Source organism: Microcoleus sp. CAWBG27 (assembly GCF_020883145.1).
In the GTDB taxonomy this organism is placed as follows: Bacteria; Cyanobacteriota; Cyanobacteriia; order Cyanobacteriales; family Microcoleaceae; genus Microcoleus.
This window is the reverse complement of record NZ_JAHREU010000030.1, coordinates 1-21,530: the sequence shown is the minus strand read 5'-3', so window position 1 is coordinate 21,530 and position 21,530 is coordinate 1. Positions and strand designations below refer to the sequence as shown.

14 protein-coding genes are annotated in these 21,530 nt (G+C 45.3%); 11 read left to right on the top strand and 3 right to left on the bottom strand.

Features of this window, described 5'->3' with window-relative positions:
• The first annotated feature begins 43 nt into the window (after positions 1–43).
• The 5 genes from QZ938_RS17555 (at position 44) to QZ938_RS17535 (ending at position 8,396) form a co-directional block, all read left to right on the top strand.
• On the top strand, positions 44–2,980 hold the full coding sequence (locus QZ938_RS17555; protein ID WP_293349950.1) for a tetratricopeptide repeat protein: 2,937 nt from the start codon (positions 44–46) through the stop codon (positions 2,978–2,980).
• Positions 2,981–3,185: 205 nt separating this feature from the next.
• Positions 3,186–3,809 (top strand): DUF3859 domain-containing protein, encoded by a 624-nt coding sequence (locus QZ938_RS17550; protein ID WP_293349947.1) that lies wholly within the window; start codon positions 3,186–3,188, stop codon positions 3,807–3,809.
• Positions 3,810–3,904: 95 nt separating this feature from the next.
• Complete coding sequence (locus QZ938_RS17545) at positions 3,905–5,737, top strand: asparagine synthetase B (RefSeq protein WP_293349944.1); 1,833 nt, start codon at positions 3,905–3,907, stop codon at positions 5,735–5,737.
• 104 nt (positions 5,738–5,841) lie between these two features.
• On the top strand, positions 5,842–7,071 hold the full coding sequence (locus QZ938_RS17540) for a decarboxylase (RefSeq protein ID WP_293349941.1): 1,230 nt from the start codon (positions 5,842–5,844) through the stop codon (positions 7,069–7,071).
• Positions 7,072–7,091: 20 nt separating this feature from the next.
• Complete coding sequence (locus tag QZ938_RS17535; RefSeq protein ID WP_293349938.1) at positions 7,092–8,396, top strand: hypothetical protein; 1,305 nt, start codon at positions 7,092–7,094, stop codon at positions 8,394–8,396.
• 249 nt (positions 8,397–8,645) lie between these two features.
• Here the strand turns inward: QZ938_RS17535 and QZ938_RS17530 are convergent, their stop codons facing one another.
• From QZ938_RS17530 to QZ938_RS17520, 3 genes are all read right to left on the bottom strand, one after another.
• Entirely contained in the window at positions 8,646–10,400 is a 1,755-nt protein-coding gene (locus tag QZ938_RS17530) for an asparagine synthase-related protein (RefSeq protein ID WP_293349935.1), read from the bottom strand.
• A gap of 286 nt (positions 10,401–10,686) precedes the next feature.
• A complete protein-coding gene (locus QZ938_RS17525) occupies positions 10,687–11,511 on the bottom strand; it encodes an SDR family oxidoreductase (protein WP_293337746.1) in 825 nt (274 codons plus the stop codon).
• Positions 11,512–12,530: 1,019 nt separating this feature from the next.
• Complete coding sequence (locus QZ938_RS17520) at positions 12,531–13,964, bottom strand: carotenoid oxygenase family protein (protein WP_293349932.1); 1,434 nt, start codon at positions 13,962–13,964, stop codon at positions 12,531–12,533.
• A gap of 276 nt (positions 13,965–14,240) precedes the next feature.
• Here QZ938_RS17520 and QZ938_RS17515 point away from each other — a divergent pair, with 276 nt between their 5' ends.
• The 6 genes from QZ938_RS17515 to QZ938_RS17490 all read left to right on the top strand — a co-directional run bounded on the left by QZ938_RS17515 (position 14,241) and on the right by QZ938_RS17490 (position 21,359).
• Positions 14,241–15,254 carry an LD-carboxypeptidase gene (locus QZ938_RS17515; RefSeq protein WP_293349929.1) on the top strand — a complete coding sequence of 338 codons (1,014 nt, stop codon included), beginning with the start codon at positions 14,241–14,243 and terminating at the stop codon, positions 15,252–15,254.
• A gap of 169 nt (positions 15,255–15,423) precedes the next feature.
• Positions 15,424–16,185: a class I SAM-dependent methyltransferase gene (locus QZ938_RS17510; RefSeq protein ID WP_293146381.1), complete on the top strand. Its 762-nt coding sequence runs from the start codon at positions 15,424–15,426 to the stop codon at positions 16,183–16,185.
• Positions 16,186–16,793: 608 nt separating this feature from the next.
• Positions 16,794–17,795: a cytochrome c oxidase subunit II gene (locus QZ938_RS17505; protein WP_293146383.1), complete on the top strand. Its 1,002-nt coding sequence runs from the start codon at positions 16,794–16,796 to the stop codon at positions 17,793–17,795.
• Between the two features lie 204 nt (positions 17,796–17,999).
• On the top strand, positions 18,000–19,811 hold the full coding sequence (ctaD, locus tag QZ938_RS17500) for a cytochrome c oxidase subunit I (protein WP_293349926.1): 1,812 nt from the start codon (positions 18,000–18,002) through the stop codon (positions 19,809–19,811).
• 452 nt (positions 19,812–20,263) lie between these two features.
• Positions 20,264–20,890: a heme-copper oxidase subunit III gene (locus QZ938_RS17495; protein ID WP_293146389.1), complete on the top strand. Its 627-nt coding sequence runs from the start codon at positions 20,264–20,266 to the stop codon at positions 20,888–20,890.
• Between the two features lie 187 nt (positions 20,891–21,077).
• Positions 21,078–21,359, top strand: a complete 282-nt coding sequence (locus QZ938_RS17490) for an HNH endonuclease (RefSeq protein ID WP_293146394.1) — start codon at positions 21,078–21,080, stop codon at positions 21,357–21,359.
• Positions 21,360–21,530 lie beyond the last annotated feature (171 nt).

Here is a 21,530-nt window from a genome sequence, read left to right as displayed (position 1 = left end):
CGAGCTAAAGATTAAGATAGAAGTAAATACAAAGGGGGTTGTTATGTTCGATCGCGCTCAATTGATTTTAGCTGGAATGTCGATCGCGCTTTCGCTTCACTTAAGTCAGCCAGCAGCAGCGATACCCGTTGGCAAAGTCGAACAAACAGCACAGATTGCCAGTAGCGAAGCTGCTGAAACAGCATTAAAAGAAGGAATGCGACTGTACCAGCAAGGAACATTAGAATCGAAAAAAAGTGCGATCGCCCAGTTTGAAATAGCATTAAAATTGTTTCGGGAAGCGGGCGATCGTTCTGGAGAAGCTGTTACCCTCAGCAACATCGGTTTAGTTTACTCAGATTTAGGGGAACCGCAAAAAGCTTTAGAATATTACGATCGCTCCCTGCCCTTAAGTCGTGCCGTTGGCGATCGAGCGCAGGAAGCTGTTACCCTCAACAACATCGGTTTAGCTTACTCAAATTTGGGAGAACCACAAAAAGCTTTAGCAGCTTATAACCAATCCCTGCCTCTGAGTCGTGGCGTTGGCGATCGCTTTCAGGAAGCTATTACCCTCAACAACATCGGTGTAGTTTACTCAAACTTGGGAGAACAACAAAAAGCTTTAGAATATTACGATCGATCGCTTCCCCTGAGTCAAGCCACCGGCAATCGATTGCAAGAATCTAATACCCTCAACAACATTGGTTTAGTTTACTCAAAGTTGGGAGAACAACAAAAAGCTTTAGCAGCTTATAACCTATCTCTGCCCTTAAGTCGGGAAATCGGCAATCGCTTTCAGGAAGCTATTATCCTCAGCAACATCGGTTTAGCTTACTCAAATTTGGGAGAACCACAAAAAGCTTTAGCAGCTTATAATCAATCCCTATTTTTGAGTCAGGCCGTCGGCAATCGAGGGCAGGAAGCTATTACCCTAAATAACATCGGTTTAGTTTACTCAAATTTGGGAGAACCACAAAAAGCTTTAGCAGCTTATAACCAATCCCTACCTCTGAGTCGGGCTGTTGGCGATCGCTCGCAGGAAGCTATTACCCTCAACAACATCGGTTTACTTTCCTCAAATTTGGGAGAACCACAAAAAGCTTTAGCAGCTTATAACCAATCCCTACCTCTGAGTCGGGCCGTCGGCAATCGCTTTCAGGAAGCTATTACCCTCAACAATATTGGTGTAGTTTACTTACAATTAGAAGAACAACAGAAAGCACTAAAATATTACAGTCAGTCGCTTCTCCTGCGTCGGGCAGTAGGCGATCGCTCTGGAGAAGCTCTCACCCTTTACAGTATAGCTTTTCTCAAACGGACTCTCGGAAATCTTCCCGAAGCCATCAATAACATGGAATCTTCTATCCAAATAATCGAAAATCTCCGCACCAAAATTACCAGCCCAGAACTTCGCACCTCATACTTTGCCACAGTACAAAACTACTACGAATTCTACATCGATTTGTTAATGCAACTGCATAAAACTAATCCTAAATTCGGTTACGATACCAAAGCCCTAGAAGCCAGTGAACGTTCGAGGGCCCGCAGCCTCCTAGAACTCCTCCAAGAAAGTAATGCCAACATTCGCGAAGGCATTTCTCCCGATTTATTGCAACAAGAAAAGAGTTTGCAACAGCAATTAGACGCCACAGAAAAACGGCGCATCGAATTAATCAGCAGCCCCAATCCCAATGCAGATTTAGTTGAAGCGACCGACAAAAAACGCATGGAATTACTGCAACAATACCAGCAAAATCAAACTCAAATTCGCAGCACCAGTCCCCGCTATGCTTCCCTCACTCAACCCCAACCTTTAACGCTGCCAGAAATTCAGAAACAGATTCTCGATGAAAATACGATTTTATTGCAGTATTCCCTCGGCGAATACCGCAGTTATTTGTGGGTTGTGACAGCTACTGGAATCACCAGCTACGAACTTCCCAAACGCGCCGATATTGAAACAGCAGCCCGGAATTTCCGAAACACTGTAACTGACGGCCGTTACAGAGAGATACCGAAAAGAGTTGCCGAGGCAAGTGCAGCTTTGAGTGAGTTAATTTTACAGCCAGCCGCAGCCCAGTTAGGACAAAAACGCCTATTAATTGTTCCTGACGGCGTGCTGCACTATACTCCTTTTGCAGCTTTATCACTGACACAGGCAGCAGGACAAAATGCTAGTAACTTATTAATTGCCCAACATGAAATTATTACCTTGCCTTCCGCATCAACTCTCGGTATTCTCCGGCAAAATTACGCGGACAGAAAACAGCCAAGTCGAACTTTAGCAATTTTAGCCGATCCGGTTTTCACTCTCGATGATGAACGAGTCAAAGGTAAAGTTACTCAAGCAACGACCGAAAAGTTAGAATCAAATAATCTCGGTTTAAATCGATCCAGCCGCGCTTCCAATCTAGCATGGCCGCCCACACGCCTGCCTTTTACGCGCAAAGAAGCTGACATAATATTAAGTTTAGTACCTTCAGTTGCTAGAACTCAACAATTTGATTTTGCAGCCAGTCGCACTACCGCTACCGATCGCAGTTTAGCCAATTATCAAATCGTTCACTTCGCCACCCACGGCATCGCCAATAGCAAAAATCCCGAACTGTCAGGAATTATGATGTCGATGGTGGATGACAAGGGCAATCTTGTAAATGGCTTCTTGCGACTGAATGATATTTTCAACTTGAAACTGGCAGCAAATTTAGTCGTTTTAAGTGCTTGTCAGACAGGATTGGGGCAGAACATTCAAGGTGAGGGAATGGTGGGATTGACAAGGGGTTTCATGTATGCGGGGGCGCAGCGGGTAGCGGTGAGTTTGTGGAATGTGGACGATGAAGGAACTTCTTTATTGATGCAAAAATTTTATCAGAAAATGCTGCTACAAAAGTTACCACCTGCCGCAGCTTTGAGGGCGGCGCAGATGGAAATGATGCAGCAGGAAAAATGGAACTCTCCCTATTATTGGGCCGCTTTTACTCTTCAGGGTGAGTGGAAATGAAGTAATTGGAGATTTGAGATTGTAGGTGTGTTATGAACTTGTTAAGTTTAGCTGGAATGTCGATCGCGCCTACAATATGACTTTTATGAGTTCAAAGTTGTGAAATTTATGAATAGACTTTAAGTTCAGCCTGCCCTACAATGACGATCGAGTGGTGCGATCAGGTAAATCAACCGCATCAAAAACTATTATTGGGTTGCGACTTATGGAAAATCGACTGACTGAAACTCAACTAACGCAAGTAGTAGCTGAAGTAGAACGCCTTTCTAACCTCCAAAAAGCTCAACTTGACTCAGCAGAAGTCAAAGAAATTTTGCAGGAATTGAATCTACCTCCAGAGTTGCTAGATGAAGCTTTAATTCAGTTGCAGCGCCGGAAAGCATTGGCCCGACAGCAGCAGCTAAATCGCTTAATTGCCGGAGGATTGGCGATAGTGGCAGTAGGGGCGATCGCAATTACCGGATTTTACATCCAACAAAGTCAACAAGCCCTCGATCGCATTTCGGTGCAACAAAACCGCATAACTTCCGTGCAGGATGATGGCGGCAATTTGACTGTTATTTCCCGCCAAAACAATCCCGAAATCTTTTACCGTACTACATTAAAAGATGCACCATTAGGCAAAAAACTATCGATATCCTGCGATTGGATCGATCCTAGTGGTCAAGTTGTCAAACAAAACCGCTATCAAACTCGCGAAATCGACAAACCCATCTGGAATACTCAATGCCGCCACCAAATTGGTACTGCTGCTGCTACCGGAAATTGGCAAGTTAAAATGTTTCTTGAAAATCGTGCGATCGGCAGTAAATCCTTTCAAGTCAAATAATCATACATAACACAAACTCTCTTCTTTCTCCCACTCTGCGTTCTCTGCGCTCTCTGCGGTTAATAAAAAGAATTAATTCCCATAGTATCTTTTTTATGACAACCACCAAACCGCGTCAATTTGTCGGATACTGGGGCTGCGACTCTCGCCAGAAATTAGAAGCACTGCTAGCTAAAATTATCAACCAGTCTGGGAGACAAATTTCTGTTCCAAAAGTTGAGAATTTCTCCAATTTTACCACAGTAAATAGCCCAAATTCCCCGATCTGGAATGTTGCCAGTAGCGAATGCGATCGCCCGCCAGACTTGCCAACCCAAAAAAGCGCTAAAACTTGGCAGATCTCTGCCCTCTCAGCATCTGGGCTATCGACTTATCCATCAGCCAACGGTTTGCTGTTACCCGATGCCTGGGCAAACGTCCGCGAAAATTGCCTAATTTTGGGACGAGAACCCTTTGGGCGAGTAACACTTTACTGGACGCAAATCGAGCAGAGTATTTGGTTCTCATCGAATATACAACTATTATTAAATATTTGCAAAAAACCAGATATTAGCATTCCTGGCTTGTACGGGTATAGCTGTTTTTCCTACGTTCCAACTCCCTTAACTCCCGTAGAAAATGTGTTCGCAGTTCCCGCCGGAACCGAATTGACATGGGAGTGCGATCGAGATAGCGGTCTCATTCTTGAAGCCAACTCAAAACGTTTGTTAGAATGGCGAGAAAGTTCAGAAGAAATACAAGACGAAGTAGAAGCAATAACACAATTGCAAAGCTTACTTAAAGATGCCGTTGAACGTCAAATTTCGGACATCAATAGCAATGAAACAGTCGGAGTATTTCTATCAGGCGGTTTAGATTCTTCCATTGTCGCAGCATTATTAATCAAAGCCGGAGTCAAAGTCCGCGCTTATACTCTCGACTTCGGCGAGGCCGGAATTCCCGAATATCCTTGGGCTCAACAAGTTGCTTACTTTCTGAACATTCCCTTAGTCAAGGTAGATGCGAGCCCGCGCCGGATTAAACAAGCCTTGCATTCTGCGGTGAAAGCTTTAGATTTGCCCTTTGGTGACGGAGTTACAGTCCCGCTGTACCTGTTAAATGAGGCTGCAAGTCAAGAATGTGCGATCGTCTTCAACGGCGAAGGTGGCGATCAGTTATTTGCGGGCTGGACGAATAAACCTCTGATTGCAGCGGCTGTTTATCAAGCAGCAAATCCCGCCGGAGACCAAACTTTTGCCTTGCAATACTTGCGAACTTTTCACCGTCTGTCGGGATACGAATCTAAAGTTTATCAGCCGGAATTTTACACGGAAATTCTGAATGTGCAGCCTCAAGATTGGCTGTTAGAGGCTCTTAATCCTTCTGTGGGCGCGTCTTTGCTGCACCGCCTCCGCCGCGCGGGTTTGATGCTGAAAGGCGCGCAGAACATCCATCCGCGGGCTGCTAATTTGGCTTTGGCTTTTGGTCTAAAAGTACGATCGCCCTTTTGCGATTTTGCCCTCACAGACTGGACATTTCAACTGTCGGGAGAACTGTGTTTGCGAGGTGCTTGCGAGAAATACATCCTCAAACGGGCGGTAGAACATTGGCTACCTGCGGACATAGTGTGGCGGGAAAAGCGCGGTATGGGCGTGCCCTTAACTTCGTGGTGTTTTAACGAATTTTGGCATGACATGGGCGATTGGTTGAATCCTGCCGTGTTACTGTCAGAGAAACACTGGAAACCAGATTTAGCGGCTCAAATTATGTCCGGCAAATTCGCAGCCGGAATTCAAGGCAGACGCATTGGCGAAATGATTTGGCTGTTGGTGATGTGGCAAAATTGGCGATCGCAAATTTTAGGTGAGGATGTGAAAAATAAATCTTGGAATCATCCGTTTTGGTTGCCTCGACAGGTTTGGAATTACCGCCAGCGGTGGCAAGAATAAAAGCAACATTTTTTGTGAATCCTTCCTCTTCTCTTACTTCGCGTTCTTTGCGTCTTCGCGGTTCGTTAAAAAAATCTTATTTGCAACTCAAATCAAACAAATATATGCCAACAATTACCGATCGCAAATCAATCACCACAGCACCTCCTTTGACTCTTTCCCTAGCCCAAGAGCTATTAGCTACCTACGGTTCGCCACTTTACGTTTATCAAAGCGACATTTTGCGCCGGACTATCACCCGCATTACTAACGCAATTTCCTATCCGCGAACTCAATTTTGCTTCGCCAGTGTTACCAACGGTAGCATCGCATTGCTGCAAATCTTTCGGGATAGCGGGTGGGGATTGCACGCCAATACACCGGGAGATATTTATTTAGGAATTAAGGCAGGTTTTGCACCCCAAAATATTGTTTACAGCGGCAGTAATCTGCACCGAGATGAGATGGAACAAGTTCTCAAATGGGGTGTCAAAACTCTGAATTTCGACAGTCTCGCTCAATTGCAGTTGTGCTGTGAAGTGTACCAATCTCTCAGGGAAAGCCAGCAGGCTTTAGAACCGCCCAGTCTGGGTTTGAGGCTGAATTTGCCCGAATTAACGGGGGAAAGTCGCATTGGAGTGCGATCGCCCGAATTTCCCGCAGCAATTGCGATCGCCAAAACAGCCGGATTAAAGCTAAGTGGCTTGCATTTTTATCGCGGTACCGGCACTAATTCTACCGCAGCCTTTACTCAAGTAATTGATACCATAATTGCCGCAGCCCAGCAATTGCCAGATTGGGAATATCTCGACTTTGGTGGCGGCTTTGGCTATCCTTACCACAGCGGGGGTACAGCCTTTGACTGGGAACTATTTGGGGCAGAATTGACCAGCAGAATTTGTCAATTAGACCGCGCAATTGACTTAATAATTGAACCAGGGCGATCGGTTGTAGCAGGATGTGCTACTTTGCTCGCTCAAGTTGTTTCCACAAAATGGCAAGAAGCCAAACAAATTGTCGGTGTAGATACGACTGTTGCTAATCTTTCAGTACCATCGGTTCATGGTGGTTATCGAGAAATTTGTACCTGGAATTGTCGGGATGCTCTACATTTTACTGATGTTTGTGGCAATACGACTTATTCGCGGGATTATTTGGGGAAAAACTGTCAACTTCCGGCTTTGGTAATTGGCGAAATCCTTGGTATTTTAGACGTAGGAGCTTACGGCTATGCAATGTCGTCGCACTTTTTGCACCGCCCCAGACCTGCGGAAGTGCTGTTAGAAAATAGCCAACATCGCCTGATTCGCCAAAGGGAAGATTACAGCATTTTGCTAGCAAATCAAGTTTTTTGAATCATCACTAGGAGATTTTTATGAAGTGCATTAACTGCCAAATTGATAATAAGTTAAAAGATCGCACGGCTAATAGAGGTCGCTGTCTACGATGCAGCCATCAGTTTGCTTTTGAACCGACGGCTATGACTGGTGTCAAAATAACTGACCCGATGTTTGCCAGGGCGATCGCAGATATTTCGGTTAACGACACGCTGTTCTTTACCCCTAAGCAGTTATTTTACCTTTTAGATAGGCGATCGAAACCAAAAATTTCTAATTTTTTATTAACAGTCCCAGGATACCTATTGCTTAATTTCTGTTTGGGTATCTTTGGTTTTATCTTCACAGCAAGTTTTCTTTCTGAAGGAAGTATAGTTTGGATTGCGGTCGTGTTTGTAATCAATAGTTTATTGATTAAAGCAACTTTTACTGCTAGCCGTTCTAGCAAGTATCCGTACCAACAACGACAGAAATTTGCAAAGACTTTGCAAGTTTGGGGAGGAATAGTTCTGGTGTTCGGAATCGGTTTTAATCTGTTATCAAGTTCCTTTCCGTTATTTTTAGCTAGCTCTATTCTCGGACTAGCTTCTATCTATTTGAGTGGTCTAGAAATTGACAATAAACCTGCAAATAGTCAAAAGTTTACGATTGACTCAAATCAGTTTCAAGGCTGGATGAATACTTGGACAAAAATTAACTCTCTGGCTAAAGTGCTGCCATCTCCCCGCGAGACAAATGAAAATGTCGCCGTTAGTCCCGATGTCAGCGCTTACAGTTTTGACAGATTAGTTGTGTGCGATCGCCCGGAAATTGCCCAATTTTTAATCGCCAACAATTTTCACTTTGAAAACAACTGTGCAGTCCTCAGTATAACTGGATATCCCCAAAGTATCTTCGACATAACTATGCAAATGCTGCGCCGAAATCCCGAATTAAAAGTCTACGCTTTGCACGATTGCACTCCCAAAGGAATTGGTTTGGTTGACCGCTTGCGTACCAGTCCTAATTGGTTCCCAGATAACAGCGCGATAATTATTGATATCGGACTGCTACCCCGGCAAATTATGGCGGCTGGTGATAATATGTTTGTTTTAAGTTCTGAGCAAAATGCACGAGATGCTAGACAATTATCAGCTCAAATCCGCCAAGATTTATCCGCTGAGGAATTGCAGTGGTTGGAATTAGGTAATTATGTAGAATTGGAATCGTTTAGTCCTCAGAAACTGATTCAAATCTTGAATCGAGGAATTGCCGGTAGTCGAGATTTAGGTGGCGATGACAGCAGTTTGATTCTGCTAGGCGGTACGGATAGTTCTATCTATGTTGTTGATAGTTTTGGTTGAGGTTTTTATACCATATCCCCGCTCATTCAATATCGCAACTAAATAGGTTCGTAGTGAGGACTTTAGTCCTTCCTCATCAAATTCAGAGGGAGCATCTCAGTTTTGATTTTATAGTGCTGTCCCCGAAGAGCGAGCTATCCAACACTCGCTCTTCGGGGACGATCGCACTGTAAAGAAATTGCTTTTTTCCAAAAGTGAGATGCTCGCAATTCTGAGGACTGAAGTCCTCACTACAAACGTTATTTGATATTACTTATTACCTTGCAGCCAAAGTTCCAAACTCACCAACAACCACAACTTAACACCATAACGCCCCCAGGTATCTCCTTCATAATCTAACCATTGACGTATCAAAGATTGATTGAAATAAGGAGCGATCGCAGCTTTTTTTGACAGCAACAAACCCTTAGCTTCTCGTTGCCAAAACTTCTTAAATCCCAACTGCACCGGAACCAACATTCCGCTTTTTGGTCTGTCTAAAATTTGAGGGGGTAAAAGGTCGGCAACAGCTTGTTTGAGCACAGCTTTCTCCACAACCCCGGATAGTTTGTACTCAGGCGGAATCGTCATACTCAAATCCACGATTCGCTGATCAAACAAAGGCGATCGCCCGTGCAAGCCCGCAGCTTGAGTCAAATTGTTCACTTTGGTCAAAATCTGGTCTGCTCCCTTAAACTTGATATTTAACGCCATTAATCGATTCAGATAATTGCCGCTAGCATTCAAATCCGCACTAAATACCGAAGGTTCTGCTTGCATCGCTGCCCAAATTTCCGGTTTTAAAAGTTGAGGTAAATCCGCCGCGCACTTTTGAAATGAAAGCAAATATGCTGGCAGTGCATCCAAATTAGTGACAGAATTGTACAAGCTGTTCATTAACATTGGTTGATTTTTCGGGCCACCAAAACAAGGATCGCCACCTTCGCCGTTCAGAATTACTTCGACGGATTCCCGCGCCATTCTTCCTAATAGCAAGTTTGGCACTGTCAGCGGGTCGCCGATCGGATCGTCTAAGTAACCCATAGTTTCTGGCAACTTTTCCCACATATCCCGAAAGCTAATTTCTAAAATGTGGTGTTCAGTTTGGCAGTGTTCGGCGACTAAACTGGAAAATTCTAATTCGTTGGCGCATTCTTCGCCAAAATGAATTGAGTAACTGTGAATTGGCCGATCGCAAAATTGAGCAGCTAAAGCCGCGATGCAGCTAGAGTCTAACCCGCCGGAAAGAAAGACGCCTACAGGTTGATTTGCTGGCAAATATTCCCGGACAATTTCGTCTAAAATAGTTCGCAATCTCGCGCCGTGCCATTCTAAAGATTGTTCCGCCTCGACAACTTGTTCTCGCAGTTCCCAGTATGCCGAAATTGTCTCGTCAGGGAAGCTTAAAATGCTTCCTGGACGCAGTTCTCGGACTTGCTGCCACAGGGTACGATCGCCCGGAACGAACGAACAGCAGAGGTAATCTCGCAGGGCTGTGAGGTCGATCGCCCTTGAGTGGTATTTTGCGATCGCCCGCAGTTGAGGCGCAATCCAGCGAGTCGCGCCAACATTAGTGTAGTAGAGAGTGCGCGCGCCCGTGCGATCGCGCGCCAGCCGCAAAACCTGCGATTCTCTGTCCCAAACCGCAAACGCAAACATACCCGCCAGCAGCGGCAAGCATTCAGGGCCCCAGCGTTCCCACAGTTGAGCCACCAATTGGCGATCGCACCCCTGCCAACTACTCGCAGAAATGCCCAATTTTTCCAGCAATTGCGATCGATTGCTGAGCCAAATATCGCCAACAATCACAAATTTTTCAGAGGGACTGAGAATTAGCTGAACGCTTGGGTTAGAGCAAATAATCGCAATTTGACCATCTCGCCACGCTGCATCATCTGCGATCGCATCTATTTTCCCCCAAGCTATCCGCCAACTTGAGGCAAATTCAACCAGAGGACTTGGAGGAACTGAAATTTTTTGTTTTTGGCTACTCTTGTAATTCAGTAATGATTTTATATTGTTCATTCTGGCAAGCTTAATATTATTTAGAATAATATCAAGCTTAACAGAAACATACACCCTGCGATCGCTTTATTTCTTAGGATCGCGAATTAAATAATTTACACAAGCTGGTGGGATGGGCATCCCGCCCGTCTATAAATAACGGGCGGGACGCCCATCCCACAATAATGAAAATTGTAAGTTATTTAATTCTCATTCCTTAGTCGGCGTCTGGCGGACATCGTTTGTATAGGCGCGAATGACCTTCGCCGACCAACTCGCCGCCGAGTTAGTCGGCGGCGAAACAGATTTATCGCCCGCCAGCTAAAACCGATCGCAATTTGCGATCGCGCTGGGATTTATCCCTAAGTTCAGGAGTTGCCATCCGCAACACAAAATCGAGCAGCCAAGGCGCAATTCTGTGACACCAAACTGCTAAATGACTTTGATATCCTACCAAGATTTCCGGCGCATCTTTGTGCAATCCCTCCACCAGTGCGAGGGCAACTTTTTCGGGAGTTGTGGGCACTACCCACCGGAATTGCTCTAAGTCTCGCACCATGTCGGTATCTGTTAGAGATGGGAGCAAAGCAGTTACCCGAACATTATACCCTGCTAACTCGCTGCGTAAAGCTTGGGTGAATCCCAAAATGGCAAATTTAGTAGCAGAATAAGTTGCCATTGTCGGAGCCGCAATTTTACCCATCAAGCTCGAAACATTGACGATTGTTCCGTCTTTTTGGGCAGCCATTCGCCTCGCTATTAACCGGGTGATTGTGTAGGTTCCGAGCAAATTCAAGGCAATTTCTTCCTGAATTAATGGGAGTGGCGATCGCAAGAATGATGCTTGGTGCGCGACGCCGGCACAGTTGACTAGCAGGTGAATTGGGCCGTTATCTCGCCAAGCTTGGGCGATCGCAATATTCACCGCCACTGACTGAGTTAAATCTAAAGCTAATGGCACTACTTCTACACCAAAAACATCGATTTCCTCTGCCAATTCAATTAATTGCTGGCGGTTGCGCGCCACAATCAACAAACGTTTGATGCCTTGTTTGGCTAATTCAAGAGCGATCGATCGCCCAATTCCACGTGAAGCCCCTGTAACAAGAGCTGTTTTTCCTTGAAGCTGCATAATAGATTAAACCTTCTGATTTTGATGCTTGCTGCGGCACGGAGTTAGGAGTTGTGAGTTATGAATTATCAGTTATGAGTTGAATGTTTTCGCGGTAACAACTCAGAATAGATAATTGTGGTAAAGGCTATCTAGTTTAGATATACCTAATTTATTTGTGGAGTTAACTCAAAACTCAAACCTTTTGAATCGTGGACGTGCGCGCAAGCTGAACTAAACTTTAAGTTGCCAGAAATCTGTCAGAAATCTGGTCGTTCAACCTCATTCAAGCAGACAAGCCTGACATGAGAAAACCTAGTCGAAAATCATTGCCAAGCGGGCTTTATTACCGCTTTTTCTTCAGTCTGCGGAGGCAGACTTTGCTTGTGTAGGTGCGAATTTATTCGCCGAGTTATCTTCAGTCTGCGGAGGCAGACTTTGCCTGTGCAGCCGCGAATTTATTCGCCGGATTGGTTATCCTTCTTCAGTCTGCGGAGGCAGACTTTGCCTGTGCAGCCGCGAATTTATTCGCCGGATTGGTTATCCTTCTTCAGTCTGCGGAGGCAGACTTTGCTTGTGTAGCCGCGAATTCATTCGCCGAGTTATCTTCAGTCTGCGGAGGCAGACTTTGCTTGTGTAGCCGCGAATTCATTCGCCGAGTTATCTTCAGTCTGCGGAGGCAGACTTTGCTTGTGTAGCCGCGAATTTATTCGCCGGATTGGTTATCCTTCTTCAGTCTGCGGAGGCAGATTTTGCTTGTGTAGCCGCGAATTTATTCGCCGGGAATATTCACCGGGGTTTTATTACCCCTTTTTCTTCAGTCTGCGGAGGCAGACTTTGCCTGTGTAGGCGCGAATTTATTCGCCGAGGATATTCGCCGGGGATTCGTCGAAATTTGCACAGGATATATGAGCAATATAGAGCATAAATTCCACACCTCCTAGATATGAGAATTTCCTATCTACACACACGTTAACAACTCCACCTCAAAGCTGCAACAATTTTTAATAAATCTTCCGCAACACTTCTTTACAATCTTCTCAGACGGCCGATTTCCAAGTACCGTGAAAGCCCAAAGGTATGACACCGGGCAATTCTAGCTGACAAACAGGCGGGCGGGAAAGTCCGTCGCCCTCATATATCCACACTTCGCTGCTATCAGAATTGCCGTCGTAAATAACTGTCAAAATCCAACCTTTCTCCGAGGAAATATCTGGAACGTAGATGGGTTCTGCGGGATAGCGATTTTCGCCGCAGTCGGCAATTGTGAGATTGCGGGTTTTTGTGTCCAAACGGGCGATCGCGCCATAACGTTCCGGTACAATATTCACATCAGGTCTATACATTGCCAGATAAATATACCGCGAGTCTTGCCCAATTTCTGAAGCAGGTACAATCGGAAACTCGCAAGGTTTATCCAACAATTCTTCTATTCCTGTCACTTTTGCCGTTAGAGGATTGAGATGTACTCGGCAAAGAATACCCTCTGCATCGGTGTGAGTTTCACCAGTCGCTACTTCTTTCAGTCGCTGATTAGTTGTAAAATCAGCAAAGCGCACAAAATCAACGGCAACCTCACCATCTTCTTTGACAAAGCCGTTAGCAAAATGCCACTGAAACCAAGGATCTGTTTTGCCGCGACTAACTAAAGATAGAGTTTCTGAATCGACAACTAATATTTCTGTTCCCAACTCCGGCTTCCACTCAAATGATTCACCATAACTGCTAATTCCAGCTAACACAGGTAAAAAATTGAGTCGCACTGGTGGCACAAAAAATATTAAATACTTCCCAGCCAAAACAAAGTCATGAATCAGTGGAAGTCCATTTAAAGCAATAGTTGCTTTTTGGACGACTTTACCTGTAGAATTACTTTTATAAAGATTCAAATTAGTAGTAGCACCAGGGACAACTCCAAAATTATAAATATTACCACTAATCGGGTCACGTTTGCAGTGAGCCGAATAGCTAAATTCTCCTGCTAAATTTCCTAAGTTGTCTGTACCAATAGTTTCTAGGGTTTGTAAATCAAGGCTATGAGGCGGCCCACCTTCCCACAATGCCAAAAGGCGATCGGGCAAAGCTAAAACAGAAGTATTCGCAGCATTTTTAACAGTTTTAGTCCACCGCAACCACACCGGGCCCGGCGCTGTCATGCCGTAATTACTGTAGAGAAATCGATCGGCTTTTGCTTCAGCTAGATATCCCGCTGTTTGCACGTAGCGATAGACAGCCATAGCACCAACATCAGTAAAATGTACTGCCAAAATTGCACCGTCGCCGTCAAACCAGTGTCCCGCAGCAACACCGCCACGTTCCAAACGTGCGGGCCCGTTGCGGTAGAGAGTGCCGCGCAATCCGTCGGGAATTTTACCAGTTTTAACCGATAGCTGAGTCAGCGGAAACTCGGCCGCAGGACGGGCTAAAGATTTGGCCCAGGATTTTTTAGCTGAGATTTTACTGTCTGTTTTCATGAAATAATCGCAAAATAAAACTAAGCTACTATATAGCGGTTATCAGAAAGATGAGGTACGTTGTTGGGCTTTAGCCCTCTGAGTTTACTGGTTTTGCAAACTGTCTGTTATACCTCATCTTTTTGAGAAAGGCTATACACCTTATTATAGAGTAATATAGCAATAATTAATACGGTTTGGACGTTTTCAATGGCGACTCAAACCATTAATTTTCTTCCTTCTTCCTTCTTCCTTCTTCCTTCTTCCTTCTTCCATAGCACAAATTACCTAACAGTTATGACTTTCGCCCGCCGCTACCTGCTCAGAACTTTTGGGCTGACTGCTATTGGTACTCAGCTTTTACCCGTCGCCCAAACCAACCTATTGTCGAAAAGTGCGATCGAGCCGCGCCGCCTCAAAGTCGGCGATACAGTAGCCTTAATCAATCCTGCCGCTTTCAACTACGAAAAAGAAGTGCAGCAATTTTTCAAAGTGCTGGATAACCTAGGTTTAAAAGTTAAACTAGGAGAGCATTTTTACGATCGCTACGGTTACTTAGCAGGCAAAGATGCCGATCGCGCCGCCGATGTCAACGCAGCCTTTGCCGACGACTCAGTGCAAGCTATTTTTACCGGGATGGGCGGCTGGGGCTGCGGTCGCATCTTGCCCCTCCTGGATTACAATATAATCCGCAACAATCCCAAAATTATTATGGGATTCAGCGATATTACTGCCCTATTATTGGCAATTCATGCTAAAACTAATATAGTTACTTTTCACGGCCCTTTAGGCGTTTCAAGTTGGAGTCCCTTTACAGTAGATTACGTCAAAAAAGTTTTGTTTGACGGAGGTTCTGTGACCATGCAAAACTCCAAAAGTATGCCTATAGAAACCATCCGGCGCGGCACAGCTAGGGGAAAACTCATCGGGGGCAATTTATCGGTAATCTCAACACTAATCGGTTCAGCTTATTTGCCGGATTGGGAAAACAGTATTTTGTTTGTCGAGGAAGTTAGCGAAGAGGTTTATCGTATCGATCGAATGTTGACGCACCTCCAATTAGCAGGCATTCTCGATAAAATATCCGGTTTTGTTTTCGGACAGTGTACCAAGTGCGAGGCCGAAAAGCCGCAAGAGTCCCTCACCTTGTCTCAAGTCTTGACGGATCGCATCCGCCCCTTGAACATTCCCGCGTGGTACGGTTCGATGGTGGGACACATTCGGGATAAGTTCACTTTGCCGATCGGCAAAGAAGTCGAAATCGACGCAACTGCTGGTACAATCAAATTATTATCATCAGCCGTAAATTAAATATTGAACCATTCTCAATATTCTTAAGGTACGTAGTTGCGCTTCAGCGCTCTTGATAATATAAGCGTATAGCGCTGAAGCGCAACTACGTACCTAATTACGTTTAACGTTAAGTCATCGCCAATGGGCAGATCGCGAGCAACCATTCAAATACACAATCATAAATACCGTGAATAAAATTCCACAATTCATTAAATTATTAACAGCAATCATCCTGACAATAGTTTGCGTGTTTCCGCTCAATATCGGGGCAGCAGCAGCAAATAAAATCGCCAACCAAGATACAATTTATCAGCAGCGAACAATCCACAACCCCGACGGCACAGGCAAATTTTACATGGGTCGAGAAATTGCCCAAGTCATGGGATATCAAGGGGCTAGTTGGCTGGAAAGACCATCTCGCGGCATGGAAGAAAAATCAGCTCGATTAGTCAACAATCTCGATTTAAAACCAACAGACATTGTAGCAGACATTGGAGCCGGAACCGGATATTTTAGCTTTCGCATCGCCCCCCTAGTTCCCGAAGGAAAAGTTTTCGCCGTTGACGTACAGCCGGAAATGCTCAACTTTATTGAATTGAACAAACAAGAAAAAAATATTGCTAACGTTGAGCCAGTTTTGGGAAGTATCGACAATCCGAATTTGCCGGAAAACAGCGTCGATTTAGTTGTTATGGTGGATGCCTATCACGAATTCGCATATCCCAGAGAAATGATGCAAGGAATTGTCAAAGCACTCAAACCGGGAGGCCGCACGGTATCGATCGAGTATCGGGGCGAAAATCCGCTGATTCCCATTAAAGGTTTGCACAAAATGACGCAGCAGCAGGTTAAAAAAGAAATGGCCGCCGTCGGTTTAGTATGGAAAGAGACAAAAGATATGTTACCCCAGCAGCATTTAATGGTGTTTGAAAAACAATCTCAGATTTAGTAGCAAAGAAAACAAATTTGTTACCATTTTTTCTGATTTTTGTCAAGGGACCTAAGCCGTATTAATCCGAACAAGCGATCGCCCACAAATACTAAGCCTTAAGTAAGCCTTAAGATAGGCATTGTGTTCAAAATGTCAATCTACAATTAAAAATTGACAACCCAGAGGCGCTTCCCTAATTATTCCAGCGAAGAAGTGTCGCTACTAAAAGGTACCAGCGTCAGGAACTCATGGCTAAGTGCCATTGAGCTTGTAAGAAATTGCAAGCTGTTCTGACCAGACCCCTTGTAAAAGGAGCCGTTATTTAGGTCACGATACCGGAGAATGCGACGCCAGTTTTGGGCTCTGTCATCTGCAATTAAACAGTTTGAAAGTCACGCTCAACAGTGTTGCAGGTTTAACAAGCCTTTATAACAGGTCTGCACGAACATTACCCCGCAAGGGAGAAAGGAGACAACCATATCTCCATTTCTAGAGGCAACCATACCTCTCCAACCTCGAAAGGGAATTCAATGCGGCGGTCACTGAGCGCAGTCGAATGTGTTGAAACCGTCGCGTCGTTTTCCTCTCAGGTCTAAAGACTCGCTTCCCACTTACCGGATTTCTTTGTGAACATTCCAAGTTCCATCCTCACCATGCTCGTCGGCATCGGAGTGACTCTGATCAGTCTCTGGTACGGCCAGAATCATGGATTAATGCCGATCGCCGCCTCGGCTCAAGCATCGCAGATAGACGGACTATTCAACACAATGATGACACTTTCCATAGGATTATTTATCCTAGTCCACGGAGTGATCGTCGTTGCTGTAATTAAATATCGCCGTCGTGAAGGAGACAATACAGACGGGCCAGCTTGGCATGATAACTTTCCTTTAGAAATTCTTTGGACAGCCCTACCAGCGGTGATTATTTTAGGTATCGGAGTCTACAGTTTTGAGATTTACAACTCAATGGGTGGCCTCGATCCGATGGGTAATCACGACCACGGTACAATGCAATCGCACTCTAAAATGCGCGGAAGTGCGATCGCAGGCACGCTGTCAGATACACCACAAAAAGCCCCTCAAATTCAGCCAGAAAAACAAATTGCCCTAGGCGTAGGTGCTGCCCCAGAAAACGAAGAAAAACCAGCAGACTTAGTAGTAAATGTCATGGGTTTGCAGTACGCCTGGATTTTTAGCTATCCAGAAAGTGGCGTTAGTTCCGGTGAACTGCATATGCCACTCAACGGCGACGTACAGCTAAATCTTGCAGCTCAAGACGTGCTGCACGCATTTTGGATGCCCGAATTTCGGCTCAAACAAGATGCAATTCCTGGGCGAGGAAGCGAACTAAGATTTATACCAAACAAAGTCGGCGAATACCGAATTGTTTGTGCTGAATTGTGCGGCGCATATCACGGAGCAATGAAAGCTGTAGCATTCGTTCACACACCCGAAGACTTCGACAGTTGGCTGAAAGAACAGCAAATTGCTAGCACTCAAAACCTAGAGCAAGCAGTTGCAGTCAATCCCGACAAGTTGTCCGATGGGGAATTTTTAGCTCCCTACGTCAGGGAAATAAAAATTAATGCTAAAACCTTAGAACAACTTCACCCAACTCATCACTAAAAATAGTCCATACCTTCATCAAAAAGGTTCGTAGTAAGGACTTTAGTCCGTCTCCCAAGGGTAAAAATGACTAAAAGGATTACTACAAAAAGTTTCGTAGTAAGGACTTTAGTCCGTTTCCCAAGGGTAAAAATGACTGAAGTCATTACTACAAACTAAGATTGAAGTTTCCACGGCGAACTAGGAAGCCTTTATTTTGTTGTTATGACACAAGCACAGTTCCAAGAAACTGCCAACCTAGAGGCTCGCGGAACAGCGCCGGCCGACAGACATTGGCGAGACTACTTCACTTTTAATACCGATCACAAAGTCATAGGTATTCAATACCTAGTCACAACTTTTTGCTTCTATCTCATCGGCGGAGTGATGGCAACGATAGTGCGAACCGAACTCGCCACACCCGACTCCGATTTTGTCGCCCCCGAACTCTACAACAGTTTATTTACTGTTCACGCCACAGTGATGATCTTCCTGTGGATCGTACCCGCAGGCGCCGGATTTGCTAACTTTTTGATTCCCCTGATGATTGGGGCAAAAGATATGGCATTTCCCCGGCTCAACGCCCTGGCTTTTTGGATGATTCCCGTAGCCGGCGTATTGCTGTTGAGCAGTTTTTTGGTGGGAGCTCCCCAGGCTGGTTGGACTTCCTATCCGCCTTTGAGCTTAGTTACTGCTCAAATGGGAGAAGAAATTTGGATTCTCAGCGTTTTGTTCCTCGGAACTTCTTCGATTTTGGGTGCGGTAAATTTTGCCGTTACCATCTTCACGATGCGGGTTCCGAGCATGAGTCTCAATGAAATGCCTTTGTTTTGCTGGGCAATGATTGCGACTTCAGCGCTGACTTTAGTTGCTACTCCAGTGCTAGCAGCAGCCTTGATTTTGCTATCCTTTGACTTGTTAGCAGGAACGGCATTTTTTAACCCGACTGGTAACGGCGATCCCGTCGTCTACCAGCATTTATTCTGGTTTTATTCGCACCCGGCAGTTTACATTATGATCATGCCCTTTTTTGGGGTGATTTCAGAAGTGTTGCCAGTGCACTCGCGCAAGCCAATTTTTGGTTATTTGGCGATCGCCTATTCCAGTCTTGCCATCAGCTTTTTGGGCTTAATCGTATGGGCGCACCATATGTTTACCAGCGGTACTCCCGGCTGGCTGCGGATGTTTTTCATGATCACCACCATGATCATCGCCGTACCCACTGGGATTAAAATATTTAGCTGGTTGGCAACTATTTGGGGCGGCAAACTCCGCCTAGTGAGTGCGATGTTATTTGGGATGGGTTTTATCTCAACATTCCTCCTCGGCGGCATCACCGGGATCATGGTAGCTTCGGTACCTTTCGACATTCACGTTCACGATACTTATTTTATCGTCGCTCACTTACACTACGTGCTGTTTGGCGGCTCAGTGTTTGGAATTTACGCGGCTTTTTACCACTGGTTCCCCAAAATGACGGGGCGGATGCTTAACGAATTTTGGGGTAGAGTTCACTTTGTTTTAACCTATGTGGGCTTTACTGTAACTTTCTTGCCGATGCACGCTTTGGGGATGCAAGGAATGCCCCGGCGAGTGGCAATGTACGACCCAAAATTTACGACAATTAATGTCATTTGTACTGTGGGCGCTTATATGCTGGCAGTCTCGACAATCCCGTTTATTGTTAACGTGATTTGGAGTTGGAGGTACGGCCCGAAAGCAGGTGACAATCCTTGGCAAGCTTTAAGTTTGGAATGGATGACGACTTCGCCACCGCCGATCGAAAATTTTGAAGGAATACCAGTATTGGCAACCGGGCCTTACGATTACGGGATGGAAAAAATTCAGAACACTGGCGAACGTCTCAGGCTGAAGTTGAGGGAAAATGCGATCGCCAGCGCCAGCGGCCAGAAACGCGGTATTCCGATTGCAGAAGCTCAAGCTTCCACATTCTTTGGCGGTACTGCAACTTTGGTCGAGCCTGAATCGGAGATAAATGTTGATTCTCCTGCTGATGAAAGTCAAGATGGCAATTAGTGATTAGTGATTAGTCATTAGTCATTAATGTCAACAAACAAGTCAAACATAGTAACGATCTGCTGTCTGACGATTAAGCTCTCGATCCCCCCTAGCCCCCCTTAGGTCGGGGGGGACAAGAAGCACTCAAAGCTCCCCTTGAGAATGCAGGAATTGGACATACTCAAAACCCCCCTTGAGAATGCAGGAATTGGACATACTCAAAGCCCCCCTTGAGAATGCAGGAACCGGACACACTCAAAGTCAACCCCTACTCCCCTTCTTAAGGGGGATTTAGGGGGATCGAGCCTCGGCTATAAACGAGAAATACAAAGTTTTTCAGACAATTGTTGGCACGAATATTCTCTTCCTTCTTCCTTCTTCCTTCTTCCTTCTTCCTTCTTCCTTCTTCCTTCTTCGTTCTTCCTTCTTCCCTCTTCCCTCTTCCCTCTTCCTTCAACTAGCAATTTATTATGCAACAAATTCCAGCGATCGATCCAGAAAAAACGGCTCTAAATTACCACCACAGCGCCGAAATAGAAGCCCACGGCGAAGAACATCCCGACCACAGAATGCTAGGCGTACTTGTGTTCTTGGGATCTGAAGGCATGATATTTATGGGTATGTTTGCCGCGTATTTGATTTATCGGGCGATGGCCCCGATGTGGCCGCCTGAAGGTACGCCCGCGCGAGAGTTATTGCTGCCGGGAATTAACACGGTAATTCTGATTGCTAGTAGTTTTGTGATTCACAATGCAGATGCTGCGATCAAAAAGAATGATGCGACGGGTATGCGAAATTGGTTGCTCGTGACTATCGCTATGGGCGTCGTTTTCTTGTGCGGTCAAGTTTACGAATACACTCATTTAGAGTTTGGGTTGACGACTAATTTGTATGCCAGTTGCTTTTACGTTTTGACTGCTTTTCACGGTTTGCACGTGACGTTTGGAGTGGTGCTGATGGCTGGGGTCGTTTGGCGATCGCGCGCGGAAGGTCACTATTCTAGCGAACACCACTTCGGCATCGAAGCGACTGAGATTTATTGGCACTTTGTCGATGTAATTTGGATTGTTTTGTTTGTGCTGCTGTACATAATTTGACCGTAGGCTTTTCTACTTAGCGGGCAGGCAAGAGGCCTGTCCCACCTGAAATTAAGACCCCCGGTTGGGGGTTTTTTATTGTTTGCGAAGTGCGATCGACCTCTACTCACTTTCTCAAAGCCGATCGCCCTAAATGACGCTAAATTAAAAGAAGCAATTCTCCCCATCCACCAGCATTGAGGAAATTATGCAGTGCGAATTGTGCGATCGACAAATGGAAGCATTAACCGCCCACCACCTGATCCCCAAACAAAACACCAAGCGCAAAAACGAAGATCCCAGCGAGACGATCGACATTTGTTCAGCTTGTCACCGCCAGATACACTCGCTATTTGACAACAAACACCTCGCCCTAGAGCTCAACACCCTAGAAAAGCTCAAAAATGACCCCGAACTCCAGAGATTTATCTCTTGGATTAAGAAACAAAAAACCGACAAACGCATTCAAGTACACGGCAAAAAAGCTTGAGTATGCCAGCAATCACCGATCGCCAATATAATTCAATACGGTTGACTTAGGGACTCGCGGATAAATAAAATACCAGTCACAATGGGATAATTGTGATATCCCATTTTGGTAAAGTTTCAGAACGTTGCCATGAGGGCAAATACTGTTTTAACTCATGAGGTAAGACTTTCA